The sequence below is a fragment of the Shewanella sp. 125m-1 genome, from assembly GCF_052977065.1.
In genome coordinates this window covers 36,062-57,294 of record NZ_JBRILT010000010.1, presented here as the reverse complement: position 1 = coordinate 57,294, position 21,233 = coordinate 36,062, and the positions used below count along the sequence as shown (strand labels likewise).

At 43.5% G+C, this 21,233-nt stretch carries 17 protein-coding genes; 11 read left to right on the top strand and 6 right to left on the bottom strand.

Translation table 11 applies throughout. The annotated features are described in order from the left end of the window. Positions 1-60 precede the first annotated feature (60 nt). Complete coding sequence (locus tag ACVBIK_RS07010) at positions 61-882, bottom strand: helix-turn-helix domain-containing protein (protein ID WP_447163249.1); 822 nt, start codon at positions 880-882, stop codon at positions 61-63. Positions 883-1,110: 228 nt separating this feature from the next. On the opposite strand from ACVBIK_RS07010, the gene ACVBIK_RS07005 reads away from it, so the two are divergent. Further along, positions 1,111-1,791, top strand: a complete 681-nt coding sequence (locus ACVBIK_RS07005) for a Bax inhibitor-1 family protein (RefSeq protein ID WP_447159677.1) — start codon at positions 1,111-1,113, stop codon at positions 1,789-1,791. An 85-nt stretch (positions 1,792-1,876) separates the two neighbouring features. On the opposite strand, the gene ACVBIK_RS07000 is transcribed toward ACVBIK_RS07005, so the two are convergent. Together ACVBIK_RS07000 and ACVBIK_RS06995 are read right to left on the bottom strand one after the other, a co-directional pair. Further along, positions 1,877-2,896, bottom strand: a complete 1,020-nt coding sequence (locus tag ACVBIK_RS07000; RefSeq protein WP_447169362.1) for an HlyD family secretion protein — start codon at positions 2,894-2,896, stop codon at positions 1,877-1,879. Then, a complete protein-coding gene (locus ACVBIK_RS06995) occupies positions 2,893-3,204 on the bottom strand; it encodes an Mg2+ and Co2+ transporter (RefSeq protein ID WP_447169361.1) in 312 nt (103 codons plus the stop codon). Before ACVBIK_RS06995 ends, ACVBIK_RS07000 begins: the two co-directional genes overlap by 4 nt. An 864-nt stretch (positions 3,205-4,068) precedes the next feature. Between ACVBIK_RS06995 and ACVBIK_RS06990 the strand changes: the two genes are divergently transcribed. The 6 genes from ACVBIK_RS06990 to ACVBIK_RS06965 all read left to right on the top strand — a co-directional run bounded on the left by ACVBIK_RS06990 (position 4,069) and on the right by ACVBIK_RS06965 (position 14,452). Next, positions 4,069-6,474, top strand: a complete 2,406-nt coding sequence (locus tag ACVBIK_RS06990; protein WP_447169360.1) for a PKD domain-containing protein — start codon at positions 4,069-4,071, stop codon at positions 6,472-6,474. 257 nt (positions 6,475-6,731) lie between these two features. Further along, a complete protein-coding gene (locus ACVBIK_RS06985) occupies positions 6,732-7,823 on the top strand; it encodes a cysteine synthase A (RefSeq protein WP_447169359.1) in 1,092 nt (363 codons plus the stop codon). A gap of 280 nt (positions 7,824-8,103) precedes the next feature. Then, positions 8,104-9,585 (top strand): anaerobic nitric oxide reductase flavorubredoxin, encoded by a 1,482-nt coding sequence (gene norV / locus ACVBIK_RS06980; protein ID WP_447169358.1) that lies wholly within the window; start codon positions 8,104-8,106, stop codon positions 9,583-9,585. A 4-nt stretch (positions 9,586-9,589) separates the two neighbouring features. Then, positions 9,590-10,810: an NADH:flavorubredoxin reductase NorW gene (norW, locus tag ACVBIK_RS06975; protein WP_447159671.1), complete on the top strand. Its 1,221-nt coding sequence runs from the start codon at positions 9,590-9,592 to the stop codon at positions 10,808-10,810. 323 nt (positions 10,811-11,133) lie between these two features. After that, a complete protein-coding gene (locus tag ACVBIK_RS06970) occupies positions 11,134-12,072 on the top strand; it encodes a transporter substrate-binding domain-containing protein (protein WP_447169357.1) in 939 nt (312 codons plus the stop codon). A gap of 1 nt (position 12,073) precedes the next feature. Continuing rightward, positions 12,074-14,452 (top strand): EAL domain-containing protein, encoded by a 2,379-nt coding sequence (locus ACVBIK_RS06965; protein ID WP_447169356.1) that lies wholly within the window; start codon positions 12,074-12,076, stop codon positions 14,450-14,452. Positions 14,453-14,637: 185 nt separating this feature from the next. Here ACVBIK_RS06965 and ACVBIK_RS06960 read toward each other — a convergent pair whose 3' ends face one another. Beyond that, positions 14,638-16,023: an aminotransferase class V-fold PLP-dependent enzyme gene (locus ACVBIK_RS06960; protein ID WP_447159668.1), complete on the bottom strand. Its 1,386-nt coding sequence runs from the start codon at positions 16,021-16,023 to the stop codon at positions 14,638-14,640. A gap of 425 nt (positions 16,024-16,448) precedes the next feature. On the opposite strand from ACVBIK_RS06960, the gene ACVBIK_RS06955 reads away from it, so the two are divergent. After that, positions 16,449-16,943 carry a peptidylprolyl isomerase gene (locus tag ACVBIK_RS06955; protein WP_447163240.1) on the top strand — a complete coding sequence of 165 codons (495 nt, stop codon included), beginning with the start codon at positions 16,449-16,451 and terminating at the stop codon, positions 16,941-16,943. Positions 16,944-17,216: 273 nt separating this feature from the next. On the opposite strand, the gene ACVBIK_RS06950 is transcribed toward ACVBIK_RS06955, so the two are convergent. Both ACVBIK_RS06950 and ACVBIK_RS06945 read right to left on the bottom strand, forming a co-directional pair. Continuing rightward, positions 17,217-17,885, bottom strand: coding sequence for a YoaK family protein (locus ACVBIK_RS06950; protein ID WP_447169355.1), 669 nt, complete (start codon positions 17,883-17,885; stop codon positions 17,217-17,219). 287 nt (positions 17,886-18,172) lie between these two features. Beyond that, on the bottom strand, positions 18,173-19,297 hold the full coding sequence (locus ACVBIK_RS06945; RefSeq protein ID WP_447169354.1) for a multidrug effflux MFS transporter: 1,125 nt from the start codon (positions 19,295-19,297) through the stop codon (positions 18,173-18,175). Positions 19,298-19,407: 110 nt separating this feature from the next. Between ACVBIK_RS06945 and ACVBIK_RS06940 the strand changes: the two genes are divergently transcribed. From ACVBIK_RS06940 to ACVBIK_RS06930, 3 genes are all read left to right on the top strand, one after another. Next, positions 19,408-20,193 (top strand): AraC family transcriptional regulator, encoded by a 786-nt coding sequence (locus ACVBIK_RS06940; RefSeq protein ID WP_447163238.1) that lies wholly within the window; start codon positions 19,408-19,410, stop codon positions 20,191-20,193. 187 nt (positions 20,194-20,380) lie between these two features. Beyond that, the gene (locus tag ACVBIK_RS06935; RefSeq protein ID WP_447159662.1) at positions 20,381-20,677 is read left to right on the top strand and encodes a DUF134 domain-containing protein; all 297 of its coding nucleotides are present in this window, start codon (positions 20,381-20,383) and stop codon (positions 20,675-20,677) included. Continuing rightward, entirely contained in the window at positions 20,674-21,189 is a 516-nt protein-coding gene (locus ACVBIK_RS06930; RefSeq protein ID WP_447169353.1) for a NifB/NifX family molybdenum-iron cluster-binding protein, read from the top strand. Before ACVBIK_RS06935 ends, ACVBIK_RS06930 begins: the two co-directional genes overlap by 4 nt. Positions 21,190-21,233 lie beyond the last annotated feature (44 nt).

The following is a 21,233-nucleotide window of genomic DNA, read 5'->3' as shown; positions in this document are numbered from 1 at the left end:
AGTTTCAGCTAACGTTTGCTCAAACCAATTGCTGCAAACAGCTTTAGCGGAACAGCTTTATTATTCAAAGTCGCCATAAATATCGATAACAAGATCCCGTGCGCTGATGTAACCAGCTGGGGTTACGCCTAAGATCTTTTTCATCTGGCGGATCAAATGTGGCTGATCGCTAAAGCCATATTGATCGGCTAAAGCGGCCCAATCTGGATTTAACGGATGCTGGTATAGATGGGTAAACAATGCCTCAAACTTCACTATGGTTTGATATTGCTTAATGCTCAAGCCAACCACTTTGCTAAAGGCACGCTCTAAGGTGCGTTTGGTACAAAAACACTGCTTGGCTAAATGCTCGCTGCTGAGCATGCCATTGCTTTGTTCGATAAAGAGTAAGGACTTTTCAACTAAGTTTACCGTGGGGTCAGACTTTGCGATGGTGAGCAGCGGGCTGAGATCTCGCTCAACCTGCTGTAGCAGTGTTTCTTTATTTGCTTGCGCTATTAAGGCTTGATAGCGTTCAGGCGGCAGTAAATCATCTAGCCAATCTATTTTTACGCATTGGTTGATAACTCCAGCTTGCTGTTGCTTAAGTTGATACAGCGCCGTGGGAGTAAAGCGAAAACCTAAACGGGTCAGTGGCGGTTTATCATCAAGGATCAAAGTCTGAGTATTGGCTGTAAGCAAGTAGCTGCCACTGCCTGAAAACTGAGCTTTAGCACTGGTGTATTGATAGGGCTGCTGGCTGGGCGAAATTATATAATGGGCATTAACATTGGGCACCAGTTGCGGCATGGCATCAATGTTGTCGTCAGCAGAAACATCGAGATACCACACCCAATCAATCAGGTGCTTTAGTGAGTCTATTTGATGTTTCCAAGTGATCATAGCTAGCTCGATAAAAGGCCGTGTTTGAATAATAACAGGCTTTAGAGGTTAGCCTAGGAAGATTTGAAGTGCAGAAAGATGATTTTTGTATATGTATTATGCAGTTAATTCCTTGTTTGTTGATATGTTCTGCAAAAGTTATTCGCCGCTATATAGCTAAACTACTGCCTTGGTTAAGCTACGCGAAATTTATAGCATTCGCTTGGTGTTAGTCAAAAGGTAGTTGGCATGCAAAGATCAGAAGTCAGTATGAATCGGTATTTATCAGGCGTCTTTTTAGAAGACAGGCCTGTAAGCAAACGGGTATTCAATTTAGTGATTGGTTTAGTGCTAATTTGGGGTTTTAGCATTAACTATCTTGCTGTTGCGTATTTTCCAGTTGAAATACTGCAATGGATAAATCCTTGGGTGTTATTGGCAGTTGTGTTTGCTTCATTAATGGCTGGCTGCTTGATTATGCTCAAGTATCCGGTGCCCTTGATTAGTTTTTTAGGCTACAACCTGATGACTTTGAGTATCAGTATTACCTTGAGCCTATTCCTACAAGGATTTACTGCTGCAGAGGTCGCGTTAGCTGTTGAGTACACTGCAGGCATTACCTTACTAATGATTATTACCGCAACGATTGTGCCTAAGCTCTTTGTTAGTTTTGGTAAAGTATTGTGCGTGGTAGGTGGTTGGATTGTGTCAGTTGAGCTGACTTGGTTGCTGTTCTTTGGTCAGAGTCACGATATGATCCATTTGATTGCTGCACTGAGCATGTGTGGTTACATTGGTTACACTTGGGCCGTTGCTTGTGAGTACGGTGAAACCTTAGATGAAGCGATAGACTTTGGTGGCATGCTGTATGTGCACATTATTAATTTATTTATGCGTCTTCTGCATCTTATTGAATCACTGCGCTCGTAATTTGGCACGAAATGAGATTGAACAAAAGCACAGCCTAAGCTGTGCTTTTTGTTTTTGATTGCGTTATAGCGGATTAAGGTAAGACTTAACCGCGGTTAACCGCGGTTAAGCGCACGGTTGCGCCGCCAATAATGTCGAGAAAGCCTAATATCGACAGAGGTTTATCGGCACTTATCCATGCTGACCCCGTTGCGCCAATAGGTAACATCGCCATCGTGGCCTCATCAATTTCTAGCACTACGGTACGCCCAACAGGCATTGAACCTAAGTTGATATGACGAGATACCATCTGTTCGCGAGGTAAGATATCTCCTTGAGCTTCACCCGTTGCTTCAACCTTGCTGTGTACTCTAGCTCTAAAAATCTGCCCTGGATAAGCATCAATATAAAACTCGGCAAATTGACCTGGTTGAATATAGGCAAAGGATTGATCTGGAATGCGCATTTCGACAAATTTACGCCCAGTATCCCACAGGTGCATTGCACCGACTCTTGAGCCATCGGCGATATAAACATGGGTGACCATGCCGTCAAACGGAGCGCGAACTTCAAGGCGTTTGAGCTCAAATTGTTGCTTACGTAGTTGGGCATATTTCACCTCAAGCTGAGCGTGTTGCACCTTAAGCTCAGCTTTAATGATCTCTACGTTATCCTCGGCATTTTCTAAGTCGCGCTCGCTAACATGCTCGCCAAGGTTGGCTTTGCGTTGATGAGTACGCTTTGCTTGCGCCAGCTTAACTTCAGTGGCTTCGATGCTGCGTTCAACCTCATTGATGCGTGCATTGATTTCATCGATTGCGCTGCTGACCTTGTCATCCACTAAGGTGTAGAGTAGATCGCCCTTGTTTACCTGCTGGTTATGATCGATGGTAATTTTATCAATCTGTTGTCCAAACGCAGGTGAGAGGATCGCGTGAGGAGCTCTGACCGTTGTCGAGTTTGTCAGATCCGCAGGGGAGTAAAACCGGTGAGCTAAAAACAGGGTGAGGGCAATTAAGCAACCTACAAACACGCTGATAAAGTAGTTACGCGGTCTAGACTTGATCACCTTGAACTTGAACAACAACCAGACAATAAAAATATACGGTAGCATTATCTCTTTCATGCTCGGGTTCCTCTAATCCACTCTTGTGCTCGGTCCCAATCGGTAACGATGGCAATAACAGCCAGTACCCAAAGCGGCTTCCAAAACAGGCCTAACATACAAAGCCAAAAGACTAACTTGGCCTGTCGCATGCCGCGCTCTTTAGCGAGATATTTAGGAAGTGAATGTAGGTGCCATAGCTTTAACGCTAACCAGCTAAAAATACCGATAGTGATTAGGGTGACGACCCAAATAAAGGCAACTGAATCAAGAAGTACCATCACACTAGGTAAGTGTTCATAAACTAGGTTGGTTTCATGGATTTTCATTCAACTCTCTTAATCAACATTTGATCGGTTAAGGCTTAATACGCATGCAATATTAGCGTTTGCTAGCTGAACCCAGGTTGAACTCTTGGGGCAGTTATAGAGATTTGTGTCATTAAATTGCTATTTTGATAATGAATCGATGTTTTAGGGGGGAGTTTATTTTGATACGTTAGTTTAGTTAAATGCATTTTGTTGAGTATTTTCATGCTTTAAGTTGGGTTTGCATTCGGTGAAATGCTGCTTAAATTTTATTTATCTTTAATTTTATTTTCATTTAATCAGTAGCTTGCTATCAGTATTTGTTTTTTGGTTTTTTTGGTAGGGATTATCGCTTAAGCGTTTGTTTTTAGCGCTATATGTTGTTTTGAACGATATGTATGAAGATAATCATCCGTGAAATAGCTACTCGGAACGCACCTAATATCCAGTTTGTTGTTTTCCTATTTTTTAATGGGGAGGGGTAAGTCAATGAAGTCGTTCTATAAAGCCATATGAATTGATTGAGCTCTTATCGTTTGCATGACTCGATATAGAATGACTTTTTATGGTGTTGATAAGTGGGTAATTAATAAAGATTATAAAAAATGCACTATGCGAGTAGAAAGTTGGCTATATTTTTCACTAGCTATTTCAATGCTTTCATCAGTAATTCATCTTTAATGCCCCTATTAAACAAAACTTAACACCGCTTTTACCTTGTTAAGTAAATACTTATGCAAATTGATTACATACTTCTGTAAGATCATGTCTCTAAAATGAGTCGTGGGTCTGTGATGTTAGAAAGTGAGCTAATGGAATCCTCCCTTCTTTCGTCAGTTTGCTTACTCGCGATGTTTAACAAGAAAGATTATAGGAATAATAATCATGTTGAAGAAAAGCATATTGTCAGTATTTGTTAGTAGCGCTTTAATTAGTGGTTGTGGCAGCTCAGATGACAACACTCCAATCGAAATCCCCAATACCGCGCCTATGCTAAGTGCCGAGTTTGCTCCATTGACAGAGAAGTCAGCCTCAACACTGTCAGTATCTGCGAGTGATAGCGATGGCAGTATCGCAAGTTATTTATGGGAGCAAACTGCAGGGCCAGAGCTAGAACTTACAGGTATCGATTCGGCGCAAATCAGCTTTACAGCTCCTTCAGTTGCTATCGATACGCCAATCAGCTTTAAAGTGACTGTTACTGATAATGAAGGCGCAACGACAGCAGTTACCGCTGACACCAATATTGAACGTATTGAAAATATCTATAAATTAGCTGGTAAAGTCGTAGGTGAACAATATTTTGGCGCTAAAGTGGCTGCGACAGTTGGTGATGAGGCTGTAGAAGGCTTAGTCGATGAGACGGGTAACTTTAGTGTTGATCTAGCTGTTGATGATGATGTTGAGTTGAACTCGAGTGTGAAGCTAACCGCGGCTACAGAATCAAGCTTGGAACTCGCTTCGCTTTTACCTTCATTATCTCAGTTGAGCGGACTTATTGTTGAGGTTCAGGCAAGTCCAAAGTATCAAAGAGTCGCATCTCAAGGCGTACAAGCGGTAGAGGATACGCCTGCTATCTCTGTCTCTGCAGTATCGACGGCATTATATAGTCTTCTCGTTGCTGCCAATGGCGGTGAAGAGCCTAGTAATTTAGAGGCCTTTGAACTCGTTGAAAGTCAGATTGATCCGGATGCCTTGATTGAGGCTGCTGCTGTTGTACAGATCCTAATTAATAGTAATGAGGCGATACTTGAAGACGGTGCCGATCTAGTATCTGTGCTTGCTGACCCTGCTCAATATAATGCATTGGTTGAAACCATTGAAGAGGCGACTCCTGGCGCTATAGAAGCGGCGATTGATATTGTAGTTACCGATCCTGAATTAACGCCGCCAGTTGAAGCTGCTGATATTCCATCTTTATATTACCAAACTACTCCAGTAGCACCGACTTTCATTGCCCGAGGCGGCAGTCGTTATGAGTTTGCCGATGATAACAGTGGTGAGCTTGCAACTAGCTATGGTGTTTCTAAGTTCACTTGGTTGGTTGAAGCTGGGGATATTTTACTCACATATACAGACGCTCAGCCTAGTGCGAGCTACCCAAGTGTTAGCTCATTAGATAAGCTCTCACAAGAGCTGAGAGATAAAATCCTCGCGGCAGGGATCACTCAAGTTGAAGTGAGTAATGAACCAATAACCGAGCGTATGACGCGCCTGACAACAGGCTCAGCATTAGATACTTATCGAGTAGAAAGTGTCACTAAAGTGATTATGTCACCTGTTGAAGTCGATGGTGAAATTATTACGGAGACTTGGGAGAGTACATATTCCTCTGATACTTTGATGCGTAAGTCGGCAACCGCAGGTGTCGAGTTCGTCGATACGAATATTGCCGGTTTATGGGGATTTGAGGTCTATAACGACATAAGCAAAGACAGTAATCACTTTGAAGTGCTGGAATTTCTAGCTGGTGGCAGTGGTGTGAGTAAGGACACTGGTGCAGAGTTTGATTGGTCTGTAACAGACGGCACTTTAGTACTAGTCTTTGCTGACTTTAATCAAACCTACTCAGTTATCGATAGTGGTGCTGGTGATTTGGCTATCTACTCAGAAGCGTCTGATAAAGATGGTCAGTTGCTTGCGTCGTTATTTGGCTTCGCGACTCAGTTAGATGCGGAAACAAGTTTTACTGTTGAAACCGCTTTAACAGGCACAGAGCAATATTGGCAAACTACAATTAATTCATGGTCAGCCGACTCCTGGGATGGTGATAAGCTGAATTACTGCTATTCAGTAACGAGTCTGGATTGCACTGCAGCCGAGAGCGTATTTTTTGGCTTCCAAACGCGAGATGACAACTCTGGAACTCGCTTTTGGGACGCCGAAGGCACACCGCCAAATCTTATTAATTATTCAGGTAATGTAATGACTTGGGCCATTGAGACTAACGGCAAGTTAAAGCATAGCTTTGCCGATTGGAAGTGCTGGGATAAAGACGAGTCTTGCGAGTACCGCGAGTGGCGTTTACTAAAAGTGATTGATGGTCGTATAGGTAAGCGTTTCTATGTACAAGAAGCGCAGGTTTGGCGTCAAAACTCTACCGATGAGTGGAACTACTATATTGCGCCGCGCTGGAACATGTACGAGCTAATTGACGTAGAGTATTTCAACAATGCTAATTCAGAGCAAGCAAACTCACCGAATAAGCGACTATCGAGCAGCCCAATGGTTAACTCTGCGGTTCAACGCATGATCCTTGAGCCAAATAGAGTATCTATGCTCAACCAGTAATCTAAAGTAAATATGTAGCATTTTGCTGCACATGATGTTCATTGATAAGGCCTCTTCATCGTCATTGAAGAGGCCTTTTGTTTTTAGCTTAAAGTGTTTTTCATAAGCAGATTCATCCTTTTATAAAATGGTAGTGCCCTTATGCAGAGAGTTAGGTTAGTGAGTCACTGGCCGCTATTAGGTTAACTTCGGCTATTTGGCTTAAATCAAATCTGTGCCTAATATTGAATGAGTATCAGCAACAGAGATTGTTATCTATGTCAGCTCCCCTAAGCTCACCATGCCAGTTACCCCCCGCCGATTGCATTTCAAACAATGTCACCGATCTTATTGGTAATACTGATCTGCTGAGGGTCAGCAGCCTCAGTGAGCTGACAGGCTGTGAGATCTTACTTAAGTGTGAACAGCAAAACCCCGGCGGTTCTATCAAAGATCGCGCCGCCCTGCAGATGGTGCAAGATGCTGTTGCTAGCGGCAAGTTAACGCCTGGCATGACTATCGTTGAAGGTACGGCAGGGAACACGGGGATAGGACTCGCGTTAGTCGCCAAAGCATTAGGCTTTAAGATGCTGGTGGTGATGCCTAAAGGCCAAGCGCGGGAGAAAGAGCAGATGATCTCGCTTTATGATGCCGAACTTAAGTTAGTGGATGCCTGTCCTTTTGCCAACCCCGAGCACTTTTATCATACGGCAAAGCGTCTTGGGGAAGAAAATAGTGATTACTGGTGGGCCGATCAATTTGAAAATACGAGTAATTTTAGGGCGCATTACCGCAATACAGGCCCTGAGATCTGGCGGCAAACCCAAGGCAAAATAGATGCACTCGTCTCAGTTGCGGGCACTGGTGGCACCATTGCTGGCAATTCTCGTTATCTATCAGCTAAGAATAGACAGTTGCAGACTTGGCTGGTAGATCCCGATGGTTCAGGCATTTATCACTACCTAAAAATGGGCGAATATGCCTCTAGTGGAGGCTCTTTTACCGAAGGGATCGGCATTATGCGTTTGGTGGAAAACTTTAATCAGGCGAAGATCGATAAAGCGATCACCCTGCCTGATCTCGACTTGGTTGCCATCGCTCGGCATGTTAGATCGCATGATGGCATAGTGTTAGGCAGTAGCGCAGCGCTGAATGTCGCGGGAGCGCTTTATGCTGCGGCAAAAATGGGCTCAGGTAATACCATAGTAACTTTTTATTGTGACCAGCCAGAACGCTCCTCATCTAAGCTCTACAATGAACAATTTTTACAAGAAAAGGGCATTAGTGAACAGAGTGAAACGGCTGAGGCGATGTTTAGTCGCTATCAAAAACAGCCATTATCGGAGGTCGTGGAAGTTCAGTTTGAGTAGATAATATCGGCTGAGATTGGGAGCTAAGTTATATTTTTATTGATAACGATATAAAACTTTACTCCCATTACTGCAACTGTTCGGAGTTACATGTCATTGTCATTAAGACATGATCAGTGTCTTTTTGATGTGATTTATTGATGTCATTTAGACAGCTATTTGTTCGTGTTTTTTATTTAGTTCAGCATAATCAACTTGTTAATGTGTTGGCATGTTAACTGCTATTACTTATTCAAGTTTAGTGTAAACACACTAGTTGAATTAAGTAATAGGTGCACATATGACAATCCATGTAAAAAACAATATCCACTGGGTAGGCCAACGCGACTGGGAAGTACAAGATTTCCACGGTACAGAATTTAAGATGACTAAAGGTACGAGCTACAACAGTTATCTTATTCGCGAGCAAAAGACGGTATTGATCGATACCGTTGACCACAGATTTAGTCAGCAGTTTATTCAAAATCTAGAGATGGAGATCGATCTACATCAGATTGATTATATTGTTATTAACCATGCAGAAGAAGATCATTCCGGCGCACTGGTTGCATTGATGGCAAAAATTCCTAACACGCCGATTTACTGCACCGAGAATGCGGTTGATTCGATAGTGGGTCATCACCATCACCCAGAGTGGAACTTTAATGTGGTGAAAACCGGTGACACCTTAGATATCGGTAATGGTAAGCAGTTGATCTTTATCGAAGCGCCGATGTTGCATTGGCCTGACAGCATGATGACATACCAAACAGGTGATGGGGTACTTTACAGCAATGATGCTTTTGGGCAGCACTATTGCGACGAGCACCTGTTTAACGATGAAGTGGATCAAACCGAGTTAATGGATCAATGTTTGCGTTATTACTCTAATATTTTGACCCCGTTTAGCAGCCTAGTCACCGCGAAAATTCATGAAGTGCTGAGCTTTAATGTACCAGTGGATATGATCGCAACCTCTCACGGCATTGTATGGCGTGATAATCCGACTCAGATCATTCATCAGTATCTTGAGTGGGCGAATGATTACCAAGAAGATCGTATTACCCTGTTTTATGATTCTATGTCGAATAACACGCGCATGATGGCCGATGCGATTGCACAAGGGATCCATGATGTTGATCCGGGTGTGGCGGTTAAGGTCTTTAATGTGTCACGCCAAGATAAGAATGACATTCTTGCCAGCATTTTTAGATCGAAAGGGATCTTGGTGGGATCATCAACCATGAATAACGTGATGATGCCAAAAGTGGCTGGCATGCTTGAAGAGATCACTGGCTTGCGCTTTAAAAATAAGAAAGCGGGTGCTTTTGGTAGTTTTGGTTGGAATGGTGGCGCGGTGGATCGCATTCATACTCGCTTAACTGATGCGGGCTTTGAAACTACATATGGCATGAAAACTAAATGGCGACCAGACGGTAAAGCGATGCGCGAATGTCGTGATTACGGCAGACATATTGCTAAACAATGGGCGCTTAAAGATCTATCAGAACCATTAAAGCAAAACATTGTTAACCGCGAACAACCGAAGGCTGGCTTGGCTGTAGAATCTTTTACTCCAGCAGCTAAAGCCGCAGTTAGCAGCCTTGAAAATAGCGAACAATCTATGCTCTGCACTGTGTGTAATTGGGTTTATGATCCGGCTATTGGTGAGCCAAATCAAGGTGTAGAGCCAGGCACGACATGGGCCGATGTTGCTGAAGACTTTCTCTGCCCTGAATGTGGGATTGGTAAAGGCGTATTCCAACCAATAGCAGAGGCTTAGCGTGATGAAGGACCAACATGATGCACCGATTATCATTATTGGCAGTGGCTTTGCCGCTTACCAGCTTATTAGAGCGATCCGGCGTAGCGATCCCATTACTGCGATTCACGTTTTTACTGCTGATAATGGTGATGATTACAACAAACCAGACTTGAGCCATGTGTTTTCAAAGCAGCAGCTAGCGAGTGATCTGGTGCGAATATCAGGATCAGAGTTAGCCATAGAACTGAATTTTGAGCTACATGCCAACACTTATGTGGAAGAGATTGTTCCGGAACTACACCAGATCTACGCTGCAGGAAAAATCCATCATTATGCAAAACTGGTGTTAGCAACGGGTGCAAGCGCGGTGGTCCCAAGGATGACTGGCATGGCAGTTGATAGCGTGGTGACGCTAAATAGTTTGCAAGAATTTCAACGTTGCCAACAAGATTTGCATCAAGCGGAGCGGATCTTAGTGATTGGCGCAGGTTTGATCGGAGTCGAGTTGTCGATGGATCTTGCCAGTGCGGGTAAACAAGTGATCACCGTGGATGCTTGCGATCAACTGATGGCAAATTTATTACCTGAGTATATTGCCAATCAACTCGCTAAGCAGATGCAGCAATTGGGCGTGCAGCTTGTGCTTAGTAATACGGTTAGCCGCATTGATTATGGCGCTAATAGCGCAATAATCGAGAACAGTGAGCTTAATACTCCTAGTCTTAATAATACTCCTGATCTTAATCATGGTGGGGGGCTGGAGGTTGAGTTAGCGACAGGTGACATTTTTAGTGTCGATCGCGTTCTCTGTGCTGTAGGTTTGCAAGCTAACACCCATTTAGCCAAACAGGCTGGACTGCAATTGGGCCGCGGGATTGTGGTGGATGATTACCTGCAAACATCTGCTAGCGATGTGTTTGCAATCGGTGACTGCGCTGAAATTAATGGTCAGGTATTAGCGTATTTACAACCTGCTTTATTGGGCGCTAACGCATTGGCTAAAACATTACTGGGTCAGGCGACGACACTCACATTACCAGCCATGTTAGTCAAAGTTAAAACGCCACATTACCCCATTCAACTTGCGGGAAATGCCGCTAAAAATGTAAGTCGTTGGCAGCTGGATATTGATGCGAATGGTTGCAGTGTAACAGCGTTTAATTGTGATGGAGAGTTGCAAGGCTTTGTTGTAACGCAGGGACACATGACCAATGCTTTTGCTTTACTTAAACTTTTAAATTAGCAGTTTACGTAAGCTTGCCTAAAAGCCAGCTTAGTTGGCTTTTTTTATTGGCTATTTTTTATTGATTATTCTTTATTGGGTTTTAGTTGTCTTTGACTATTTTTACGCTACTCACTTGTAATTGACTCGTTACTGATTATTATCTATATGCTTGTTTTAATTTGTTTATTTTGTATTTTGTCATGCTAAGTGAGAAAATCTTAGCGTGATTGCTAAAATTGCTGGCTAGGTCGTGGAATTTATAGCGGCTATCGGTATACTCCACGCTCAAAATTCTACCTAAATATTCCTTAAGTCGAGAGACATTTACAATGAGGTTTCAAGTGAAATCAAGGCGCACTTCTACGTTGAACAAAGGCTTGCTGGTCCTTTTCTTTTTCTGGGTGTCTGCTTCTCAGGTTATGGCAAGGGATTTAGCTGAGATTAAAGCTGAAGGGGTGTTACGTCATGTCGGCGTGTCCTATGCCAACTTCGTTTCTCAGTACACAGAAGGTAACAAGATTAGCCATAGTGGCCTCGATATTGAGCTGATGCAAAACTTTGCTGAGCATCTTGGTGTTGAATATCAGTTTGTGCCAGCACAATGGACAACGGTTCTGGGTAAGCTGACAGGTCGTAATGCGCAGTTTATTGATAAGCAGATTGTTTACGGTGAATCAATGCCGATAGCGGGAGACATCATAGGCAACGGCTTGACTACCCTAGATTGGCGTAAGGAAGTTATTGATTTCTCTGATGACTACTTTCCATCGGCGGTATGGCTAGTGGCACGTACCGGATCAGAGTTGAAGCCCATTAAGCCGACGGGGTCAACGCTTAAGGATGTCGCCATGGTTAAAGAATTACTCAAAGGTCGTGATATTTTGGCGATGGAGCAGTCTTGCTTAGAGCCTGATCTTTATGACTTACATTTGACGCAAGCAAATATCATTTTGCCCACTAAGCAGTTGCAGTTGAATGAAATGGTGCCATTTTTACTGACGATTGAAGCTGAAGCGACATTACTCGATGTTGCAGATTCACTTATTGCCATAGATAAATGGCCTAATTCGATTAAGATTATCGGTCCCATTTCAGAAGACCAAAGAATGGCTATTGGCTTTCGTAAGAACTCGCCGCAGCTGCGTGAGGCCTTTAATCAGTATCTAAAGCAGATCCGTTTAGATGGTAGCTATAATCGGTTAGTGAAAAAGTACTATCCGACAGTGTTCCATTATTATCAAAACTATTTTGAGCAGTCTGCTGCTGGTATTCATCATTAAAATGAAACACTTAAAATGGTTTAATAGTAAAACCACCATCATTATCGCGGGTATCTTACTCAGCGGATATTTAATCCTTATCTTGACTGTAACTAACTTAGGTCAGAGTCGCTTAAAGGAATCACAGAATAGCGCGCTGAATCTCAGGGTAAGTAATTACACCGAGAGTTTAAGTTTTTTCTTCGATGCCAGTGAAAAGAGCATTGCTAATTTAAGTCTTCAACGTGATGTGAATACTTATTTTTCAAACCTAGCCGCAGGTATGTCGCTGCAGTATGGCTTAGGAACAAGCTTGTTTAGCCTTACTCGGACGATAGATAATTTTACCCAGTCCAATAAGATGGAGGATCAGCTGATCTATTCTAGGGTGATGATTGTTGGATTAGGTGAAACAGTCATTATCGATACTGAGCCTGAGCAGAAATTTGATATTAGCCAACTGCCAATTAAAGAGATGGAGACTGTTGGCCAGAAGATGCACCTCGTTAAAGATGCTAATGGCATTAGCGTTCAGTTATTGCAGACGATTTATCATCAGAATAAGCCTATGGCTATCTTGGTTGCTTATTTTAATACCGACTTGCTTATTCAATTACTCTCGACTCAGGAACATAAAGACAGCGGCAGTTGTATCAAGTTGATCACGTCTGCTGGCGATATTTCAGTTTGGGATTCTCTGCCTAACAACCAGACAAAGTTAAGACACTTAAGCGGACAAGACTCTTCTGGGCTCATCTATTTTGAAAAAAGGGTATATTCGACTCCTTTTACATTAGAAGCTTGGTTTGAACCTGTTAGCGAACAAGATATTTTTACCTCTGCTTGGTTTATTGCTGCGATTTCGCTGCTTGCGCTGCCAGTATTTATGGGCTTGATCTTTCTAATGCGCGTCAATAACGCCAACTTAGTGCTCCAGACACAAGTGGAGTTATCAGCAGAGCAACAGCAAAAACTGGCGATGCAAAATACTCAATTGCATGAAGAGATCTCCAAACGTAAGACCTCGGAAAGTCAGCTGGCTTATCAGGCGACTCATGATGAATTAACCAACTTAGCTAATCGCACCCATGGTATGGCTCGTTTACAAGAGGCGATTCGTAACGCGCATGCGAAACAGGCTCAAGTTTTACTGCTGTTTATCGACTTAGATAATTTTAAGCAGGTGAACGATACCGAGGGACATCACGCAGGGGATCTACTATTAAAGCAAGCCAGTGAACGCTTGATAAATGCTGTGTGTACCACTGATATTGTAGCGCGCTTAGGCGGTGATGAGTTTTTGGTTATTGTGCCAGAGATCCAGCATCAAGATTCAGCCAAGCTGGTGGCAAATAGTATTTTATCTGTGTTTGAAAAGCCGTTCCATATTGGGCAACAAGAGTTCTTTATTTCTGCCAGTATTGGTATGTCTGTGTATCCTAGAGATGGCAGCAATGCGTCGACATTACTGAAACGTGCTGATACGGCCCTGTATAGCGTTAAAGATATGGGCAGAAACGGTTTCAGTTTTTACGATGAGAGTATGAACCTCGATATACAGCGAAATTTTGCACTCAATGTGCGTCTGCATCAGGCTGTTCAGCAAGGTGATATCGAGATCTATTATCAACCGATCTTAGATCTTACCACACGCAAAATAGTTGCTGCCGAAGCGCTTATGCGCTGGACCGACAGTGAACTTGGTTTTGTTTCGCCTGAAGACTTTATTCCTTTGGCGGAAAAAAATGGTTTGATCCACCGACTCGGTGACATTGTTTTACATGAGGCTTGTACTCAAGCTGCTGCTTGGCAGGCGATTAGCCCAATCACGATAGCGATCAACTTCTCTAGTGTACAGTTCCGTTATTGTGAGCAGTTACAGGCGCGGATTGTGGATGTATTAAGGACTACAGGCTTACCTGCAAGTCAGCTCGATATGGAGGTGACTGAGAGCTTATTGATCGATCAAGGTCATGCCCTGATGCAGATGTTGTCATACTTGAAGCAACTCGGCGTCGGCTTATCTATTGATGACTTTGGTACTGGCTATTCGGCGCTCAGCTATCTGCAGAAGTTTTCATTCTCAAAGTTAAAAATTGATCGCGCCTTTATCAATAATATGAGCACCTGTAGCTCCGATGAATCGCTGGTATTAGCCATACTGGCGATGGCGAAATCGTTAAAGCTTAAGGTGGTTGCTGAAGGGATTGAAAACGAACAGCAAGCATTGTTTTTACAGCAAAATAATTGTGAGTTCGGTCAAGGATATCTGTTTAGTCGTCCGGTTCCTGCGGCTGAGTTTACCCAGCTATTAATTAATGATCAGCTATCACTTAATGAGCCGTTATGCAGCCAGCAAACTGATATCACCCAAAATCGGGATATTAAGCAAGTCAGTTGAACGAGCCCGTTGAATAAGCCAGTTGAATAAGTCAGTTGAATAAGTCAGTTGAATAAGTCAGTGAGCAGGCCCAGTCGCTGCGATTAAATCAGAAAACGGTCTGTCTTTGATAAAAGACAGGCCGTTTTTATTTCTGTAAGCGTAAATTTTGCGAGGGGATTCACCTCACTTTACACCTATTGGTATTACTTCATTTCGCGATAGAGTTGCTTCATCGCCTTAACCAGTCCCTTAACATCATCGTCGTCGTGGAAAAGGTGAGTCGAGATACGCAAAGAGTGAGTCTTGATGTGGTCATTTGGGTCTAGATAGAAAGAGGTGGTTCTAACGATATAACCATACTCCTCATGTAAACGGTCGCGAAACTCGGTCAGTAGCTCGCCATTGTTTAAGTCATCAAATGGGTTAAACGTGGTTAGGCCGCTTGAAAGCTTGCGAATATTCGGCGCGAAGATCATTGCATCAGGGAACTTCTTAGCTAATTCTTTCTTACACAGCGCGCTTAAATCTAAAATACGCTCTTCAATTGCATCACGTCCAATTTCATCCCACAGTGCGCAAGCGTCTGCTAATGCACGTTTTGCTGGGTAGTTATCCTGACCAACCGATTGCAACTTAGTTTGTACTTCAGCTGCAGATGAAGAGGTATTGATGAACCATAGTGGTGTTTCGCGATCGCTCCAAAACTCAAATAGACGATTGGCGTTATCACGTACATATAGAAAACCGGTTGCGCCTGGGCCGCACTGCCACTTATGGCCTGCACCAGAGTAAAAGTCACAGTCGATATCATGGAAATCGAGATTGAACATACCTGGCGTGTGGGCGCCATCGACAATGGTGATAATCCCATTTGGAATGGCGACTTTTTTACAGATTTGCTTAGCAGGCAAGGTGGTGCCTGTAGTGAAGGTGACGTGAGAGAACACCATCAAGCGTACTCGGTTACCATACAGGTTGACTGCGTCGTTAAACACCTGCACGAAATCATCGCTGCTGACTTCATTATTCGGTGTATACACCGGCAGTGCCAACTCAATGACTTCGGCGCCATAGCGTTGTGCCACATGCTTTAGTGGCGTTGTAACGCCGTGGTGCTCATGGTTGGTGGTTAAAATGATATCGCCATATTCAAACTGCAGGCCATTGATAATGGTGCATAAACCGTCAGTAGTATTGCGACATAGCACCAATTCATGTTCATCTGCACCAAAACTCGGGGCGATCTGCTTAGCATAATCTAAGGTTGGAATATTGCTGTTCCAAGGGTTAATCGAGATCTGCTCATTGGTGCGGTTATAGTTCTTCAGTACGCGCTTAGGCATGGTACCTGCTGTACCGATATTCATGTAAGTGGTGCGTTTATTTAAAATGAATTCATTACGTACCTTGTTCCAAAAGCCATGATCTGAACCGTGACCATGGAAAGTCTCAATATACTCATCAGTGCTCGCTTGAGCGCTTGCAGGTAATAGCGTTGTTCCGGCAGCCGCCAGTGCAACACCTGTCGTTGTCTTCAAAAAACGTCTGCGATCGACATTAGCTAAGCTTGCTTGGTTTTCATGTTTCATTTTTTATACTTGCCTTTAATTGTCTTTAAAATTAATTGTTTATATTTTTATTTGTTGTTTTTGGTTGTTAGCTGGTAAATGCTATGTTTATTGATGGATTTTATAGTCTAAAAATAGCTAATAACGTGATTTATATCGCATATAGTATTTTGCTTTTTTGTCATAAATCCATGGATTTCAATAGCTTTGACGGTAATTTGACGCTTTGTGTTATTGACGTGTTTAAACTTGATTTTTTATTGATTAATTTAACTTTTTCATAAAAACTAGCAGGGCTAGCCAGTGTGACTTAGCATTTTGTAGCAAAATGAAATTCATTGTCTAAAAGGCAAAAATTGATGCGAGTAGAAGCTATATTTTTACAGTCAAGTTTGACTAAAAGTGCTACCTTCGCCGCATAATTTTTTGATGAGAGTGAAACGACCATGATTACCTTTACCACTAACCTTGGTGATATTGAGATAGAGCTTGATTTTGACAAGGCACCTGTCAGTGCTAAGAACTTTATCAAGTACTGTGAAGACGGTTTTTTTGAGGGCACTATTTTTCATCGTGCGATTAAAGGGTTTATGATCCAGGGCGGCGGATTCACCGCTGAAATGGAAGAAAAGCCAACCCGTGCAGCTATCGTCAATGAGGCTAATAGAGGGCTTAAAAATGTGCGTGGCAGTATTGCCATGGCTCGCACCGACGCGCCGCACTCTGCAACAGGGCAGTTTTTTATTAACTTAGCCGATAACAGCTTTTTAGATCATACGGCCACCACCAACGCTGGCTGGGGCTACGCTGTGTTTGGTCAAGTGACCAAAGGTATGGATGTGGTGACTAAGATTGGTCGGGCTAAAACGGGCTCAAAGGGCGATCATGATGACGTGCCAAGAGAGGTGATAATTATTGAGAAAGTCACCATCAATCAGTAACGTTATCGCTTTATGGTCAGTGACGCCGTTAAGTTAAGTTTAGTTAAGTTAAGTTAAGTTAAGTTAAGTTTAGTTAAGTCAAAATCTGATTAATAAACAAAAACGAAGAACCCAGCATAAGCTGGGTTCTTTGCTTTAAAAGCGATAAACCATGAAGCGTTTACCGCGTAGTTCATTCTTATCTTTCGCAGCCATCGCATTTTCTGAGTAACGACTTTAAGTAAACACTATTACTATCTAGCGCTTTTTATTTTTTATGCTACTGGTCTAAAGTCAGTGCCTAGGTGCTGTGCGGATCTTATAAAGCCGATAGCTCATCGCCAGTGCGATACAGATAGCTGCGGGGGCAAGTAGGGCGAAGAACTGCAACTTGGCAAATAGGTAAGCGCCCAGAGTGCCACCGGAGATAAAGCCTGCAATGATTAACAGAAACAGTATGGCTTTGCGCTTGTCGAATTTCTCACCCTTGAAGGTGCCACCAAGCATGATGCCCAAATCTGTAAAAATGCCAGTAACGTGTGTGGTACGCACGATGGCACCACTATAAGTGGTCGCCAGAGCGTTCTGCAGACCACAAGCTGCTGAAGCCATATAGTGACCGTAGTAGGTGCCATCTTGCAGTAAGTAGATAGCAAATAGGAGGAAACCAGCTTCAATGAGCAACAGGGTATCGTAGTGGCGGCCTAGTTTGACACTGCTGCCGGACAAAAATGCTCCAGAAAGCATTGCTCCAAGGGTAAAGCTGGCTAATATTCCAAGCAGGTGAAACAGGACTGTAGGTGATGAGCTTAACAACTGGGTGCCCACCAAAGTGGCTGTGCCAGAGAGGTGGGATACAGATTGATGTTCAAAGCCCAGTAAACCGATGGCGTTTACGCTGCCCGCAGTAAAAGCCAGAATGAAAGCGCCATACTCAACCCATTTAGGTAGTTTAGAAATCACGGTATTGCCTTAGTTGCACACATAGACAGCGCTTATTATGAGCGCAGAAGAATGCGGACAATTGGTCAGAAAATTAGGATCGTGGGAGCGTTAAACCGGCTCGAGACATACGGTTTAATTTGCACCTTATATTTTGCCAATTATCAACATACTAAACTGCTGCTTGGATCGCAAAAGTTGCGTGATGGCAGATGGCTTGCAGCGAGAGCCTAGTTTTAAATGCGATTACTTTATCTGTCGCAATTAAGCCTATTTTATTACACATCAATCAAAGACAATCTTATTGCTTAATAGCGTTTTTTGAATGATAGACCACAAGCGAGTGCAGCACTGGCCAAGAGCACTTGAGCTAAGTTATGGCTGATTGCAGCCAGCGCAAGTCCAGCACCTAGCATTAAGTAATAAGCTAAACCAAAGAGTGCGCCAGCACTGCCAGCAGCATCTTTATATTGGGTTAATGCTTGGCTTAATATATTTGGGATCGCAATACCAAAGCCGATTACCGTTAAGCCCATGGGCAACAAAAAAAGTAAGCTGTTTTGACCTAAGCAAACCCCTATAGCGCCGACTAAAGCTAACAGGCTAGCGAGGGAGATAAGTCGCTCAGGCCGCCAGCCTTTAGTGAGTAAAAACTTATTTAAAGCACTACCACACAGTACAGCTAGGGCGATAACAATGCCGCTTGTTCCAAATTGCGTCGTACTAAAACCCAGTTGATTAAATATGAAAGGTGCTAAAGAGTAATAGCTAAATAGCATCAGATTAAAACTTGCGACCAATACAGCGCTGCGCCACAGGGTTAGGTCTTTTGCCATACAGATACTCAGTGCAAGTAAGGGCGGAGCTTTGTTAGATGAAGCTTGTGTTTCAGGCAGGCGCCAAATAGATATCCCAAGTAATACTCCTGCCAGTAATGTCAGTGCGCTAAAGACCCCCAGATAGCCCCAGATACTCGTGAGTACCGAGCCGCTAATTAGCCCAACTACAGGGCTAACCCCAATGCCTATACCCATGATAGAAAATACCTTAGCCAGCTCCGGACCTTGAAAGCTATCACGGAGCATGGTTTGAGTAATGATAGAGCCTACGGCTGCACCAAATGCACTCAGGCTGCGCGCAAGTAGCAACCATTCAAAGTGCACGCTGTAAAGGGCAATAATAGTGCCTATCCCATAGCTCATTAATCCTAATAGCATAGCGGGTCTGCGACCTATTACATCGGCTAAGCGTCCCCAAACAACCACGCCAAAGGCGAAAGCGATAAAGTAAATGGATAGGGTCTGAGAGGCTGCATGTTCACTGACGTCAAAGGCGCTAGCAATATTGGGCAATACAGGGCTGTAAATGGTCTCGACGATTTGTGGAAACATCATCAAGGCGGTGATTAACCCGATCTCCGGTTTGTTGTTCATATTCTTTCCTAAACGCTAATAGCTCAATTACGAGCGGAGTATAGCGCTGCCACATTTGCTCTATTACAATAATAAAGACTAAAAACAGCTAAAATCGGACAGAAGCGTTTATGGCATTAATTGATCATGAAACCAGATTTGATGCAGACCGTGTTGTGGCGAATGTTGTTGGTATCGCCGCCGATGTGGGCCAGCATGATTCGGGAATGCACTCCCATAAAAAAGCTCAGCTGTTGTATGCACCACGCGGATGTATGTCGATAACGTTATGCCAAGCGGGATTAGTTAAGCGTCAATGTGTGCTGCCACCGACAAAGGCTGCTTGGATCCCGGCTGGAGTAGAGCACTGCGCCAAGATGCGTAACGTGGTGGCCTATCGTTCTATCTATTTCGATATTGAGGTTTTTCCTGAGCTTCCTCAAACGGTTAAATTGCTAGGGGTGAACCCGCTACTTGGGGCCTTGATTGAGCGAATGGCAAAGTGGTCTTGGGATATGCCAAGTCAGCAGCAAGCGGCGATTATCGCCTTATTTATTGAAGAGCTCAATTTGGCTAAAGAGATAAAATTATCACTGCCTATGCCCGCTGATAAGCGCTTACAACATTGGCTACAGCAGCTACACGCAGGCAAGCATCAAGCAGAGCAGCTTAAGTTGATGGCGAGTGAGATTGGCGCCAGTGAGAAAACTATTTCACGGATCTTTAGCAAAGAAACAGGCATGAGTTATCAGGCTTGGCGGCAGCAATGGCGTTTGCAAGCCGCGATAGAACGCTTAGCTGAGGGTAAGAGTGTATCGACAGTCGCATTTTCACTGGGCTTTGCCAGTGATAGCGCATTTATTAGCTTTTTTAAACAGCACCTTGGGAATACGCCAAGTCAGTACTGCAAAAGTTAAGGTAACGCTTTTATAAGTAAGCATTATTTAGCCTGTTTGAATATTTTTGAGTGTGAGTTTAGCCACAGTTTACCTGCAACAGATGTCTAATAATCAGGTTGTTGGCGTAGGCCAATAATGTCAGCCGTCACTCATCGGTGACTGACAACAGTAGAAGCGAAATCCACTAATCGAAGCGAGCCTTACAGTGCCTAGACCCAAGAAGTGTCGTCATCTTTCCTGCTGCGTGCCATGTAGCTTATTTAAACCCAATGGCATTGCATCGACTGAACTTGAAAAAATTCAATTAGAAGCTGATGAATTTGAAGCATTAAATTTAGGTGATGTACTGAAAATGAGTCAACTCGATGCCGCGACATCAATGGGGATCTCTAGGCAAACATTCGGTTATTTATTGGCGAGTGCCCGCAAGAAGGTTGCTACAGCCGTCACTCAAGGAAAGGCGCTTTTACTCCCTCAGAACATGAAGAAGGATTTACCATGATAATCGCAATTCCAATGAGTCGAGATCGTTTGGCTACTCACTTTACCAAGGCCGCTGAAATCGCTTTTTATGATGAGCAGCAGTTAATTGCTCGTTATGGCAACCCAGCGGTTAATGGCGGTTGTAGTGCTAAAAAGGCCATGTTAAACCTCATTATCGAGCATAAAGCCGATATCGTGATAGTGCAGCATATTGGCGAGCGCATGTTGGGCAAATTACTTGATGCGGGCATTAGCGTAAGTAAAGCGGATAACTCGCTTGATTTAGCGGAGCTGATTTACACAGCAAAGGATTTAAATCGTCGTCTAGTGGATGCAAGTCAAGGGCGCGCATCACTTAACCATGAGAAGAAAGGCGGCTGCTGTGGCGGAGCGAGTGGTGGTTGTGGCTGCAGTACAACACCGAGTGCAGGTCATAGTCTAGACTCAAGGTTGCTCAAAATCCCTCAAAAAGTGAGCGTAAATGCCCAACAAGGCGTTGTGCAATATGCAGGCTTTAGAAGCATAAAGTAGGTGACTTGGTTTTATGGGATATTTTGTATTTAATTGTATGCAAA

Excerpts from the sequence above, each read along its gene's own strand:
- ACVBIK_RS07010 (WP_447163249.1), bottom strand. The coding sequence starts at position 882 with ATGATCACTTGGAAACATCAAATAGACTCACTAAAGCACCTGATTGAT.
- ACVBIK_RS06940 (WP_447163238.1), top strand. The coding sequence starts at position 19,408 with ATGGCATTAATTGATCATGAAACCAGATTTGATGCAGACCGTGTTGTG.
- ACVBIK_RS06990 (WP_447169360.1), top strand. The coding sequence starts at position 4,069 with ATGTTGAAGAAAAGCATATTGTCAGTATTTGTTAGTAGCGCTTTAATT.
- norV (WP_447169358.1), top strand. The coding sequence starts at position 8,104 with ATGACAATCCATGTAAAAAACAATATCCACTGGGTAGGCCAACGCGAC.
- ACVBIK_RS07005 (WP_447159677.1), top strand. The coding sequence starts at position 1,111 with ATGCAAAGATCAGAAGTCAGTATGAATCGGTATTTATCAGGCGTCTTT.
- norW (WP_447159671.1), top strand. The coding sequence starts at position 9,590 with ATGAAGGACCAACATGATGCACCGATTATCATTATTGGCAGTGGCTTT.
- ACVBIK_RS06945 (WP_447169354.1), bottom strand. The coding sequence starts at position 19,297 with ATGAACAACAAACCGGAGATCGGGTTAATCACCGCCTTGATGATGTTT.
- ACVBIK_RS06965 (WP_447169356.1), top strand. The coding sequence starts at position 12,074 with ATGAAACACTTAAAATGGTTTAATAGTAAAACCACCATCATTATCGCG.
- ACVBIK_RS06930 (WP_447169353.1), top strand. The coding sequence starts at position 20,674 with ATGATAATCGCAATTCCAATGAGTCGAGATCGTTTGGCTACTCACTTT.
- ACVBIK_RS06955 (WP_447163240.1), top strand. The coding sequence starts at position 16,449 with ATGATTACCTTTACCACTAACCTTGGTGATATTGAGATAGAGCTTGAT.
- ACVBIK_RS07000 (WP_447169362.1), bottom strand. The coding sequence starts at position 2,896 with ATGAAAGAGATAATGCTACCGTATATTTTTATTGTCTGGTTGTTGTTC.
- ACVBIK_RS06985 (WP_447169359.1), top strand. The coding sequence starts at position 6,732 with ATGTCAGCTCCCCTAAGCTCACCATGCCAGTTACCCCCCGCCGATTGC.
- ACVBIK_RS06995 (WP_447169361.1), bottom strand. The coding sequence starts at position 3,204 with ATGAAAATCCATGAAACCAACCTAGTTTATGAACACTTACCTAGTGTG.
- ACVBIK_RS06960 (WP_447159668.1), bottom strand. The coding sequence starts at position 16,023 with ATGAAACATGAAAACCAAGCAAGCTTAGCTAATGTCGATCGCAGACGT.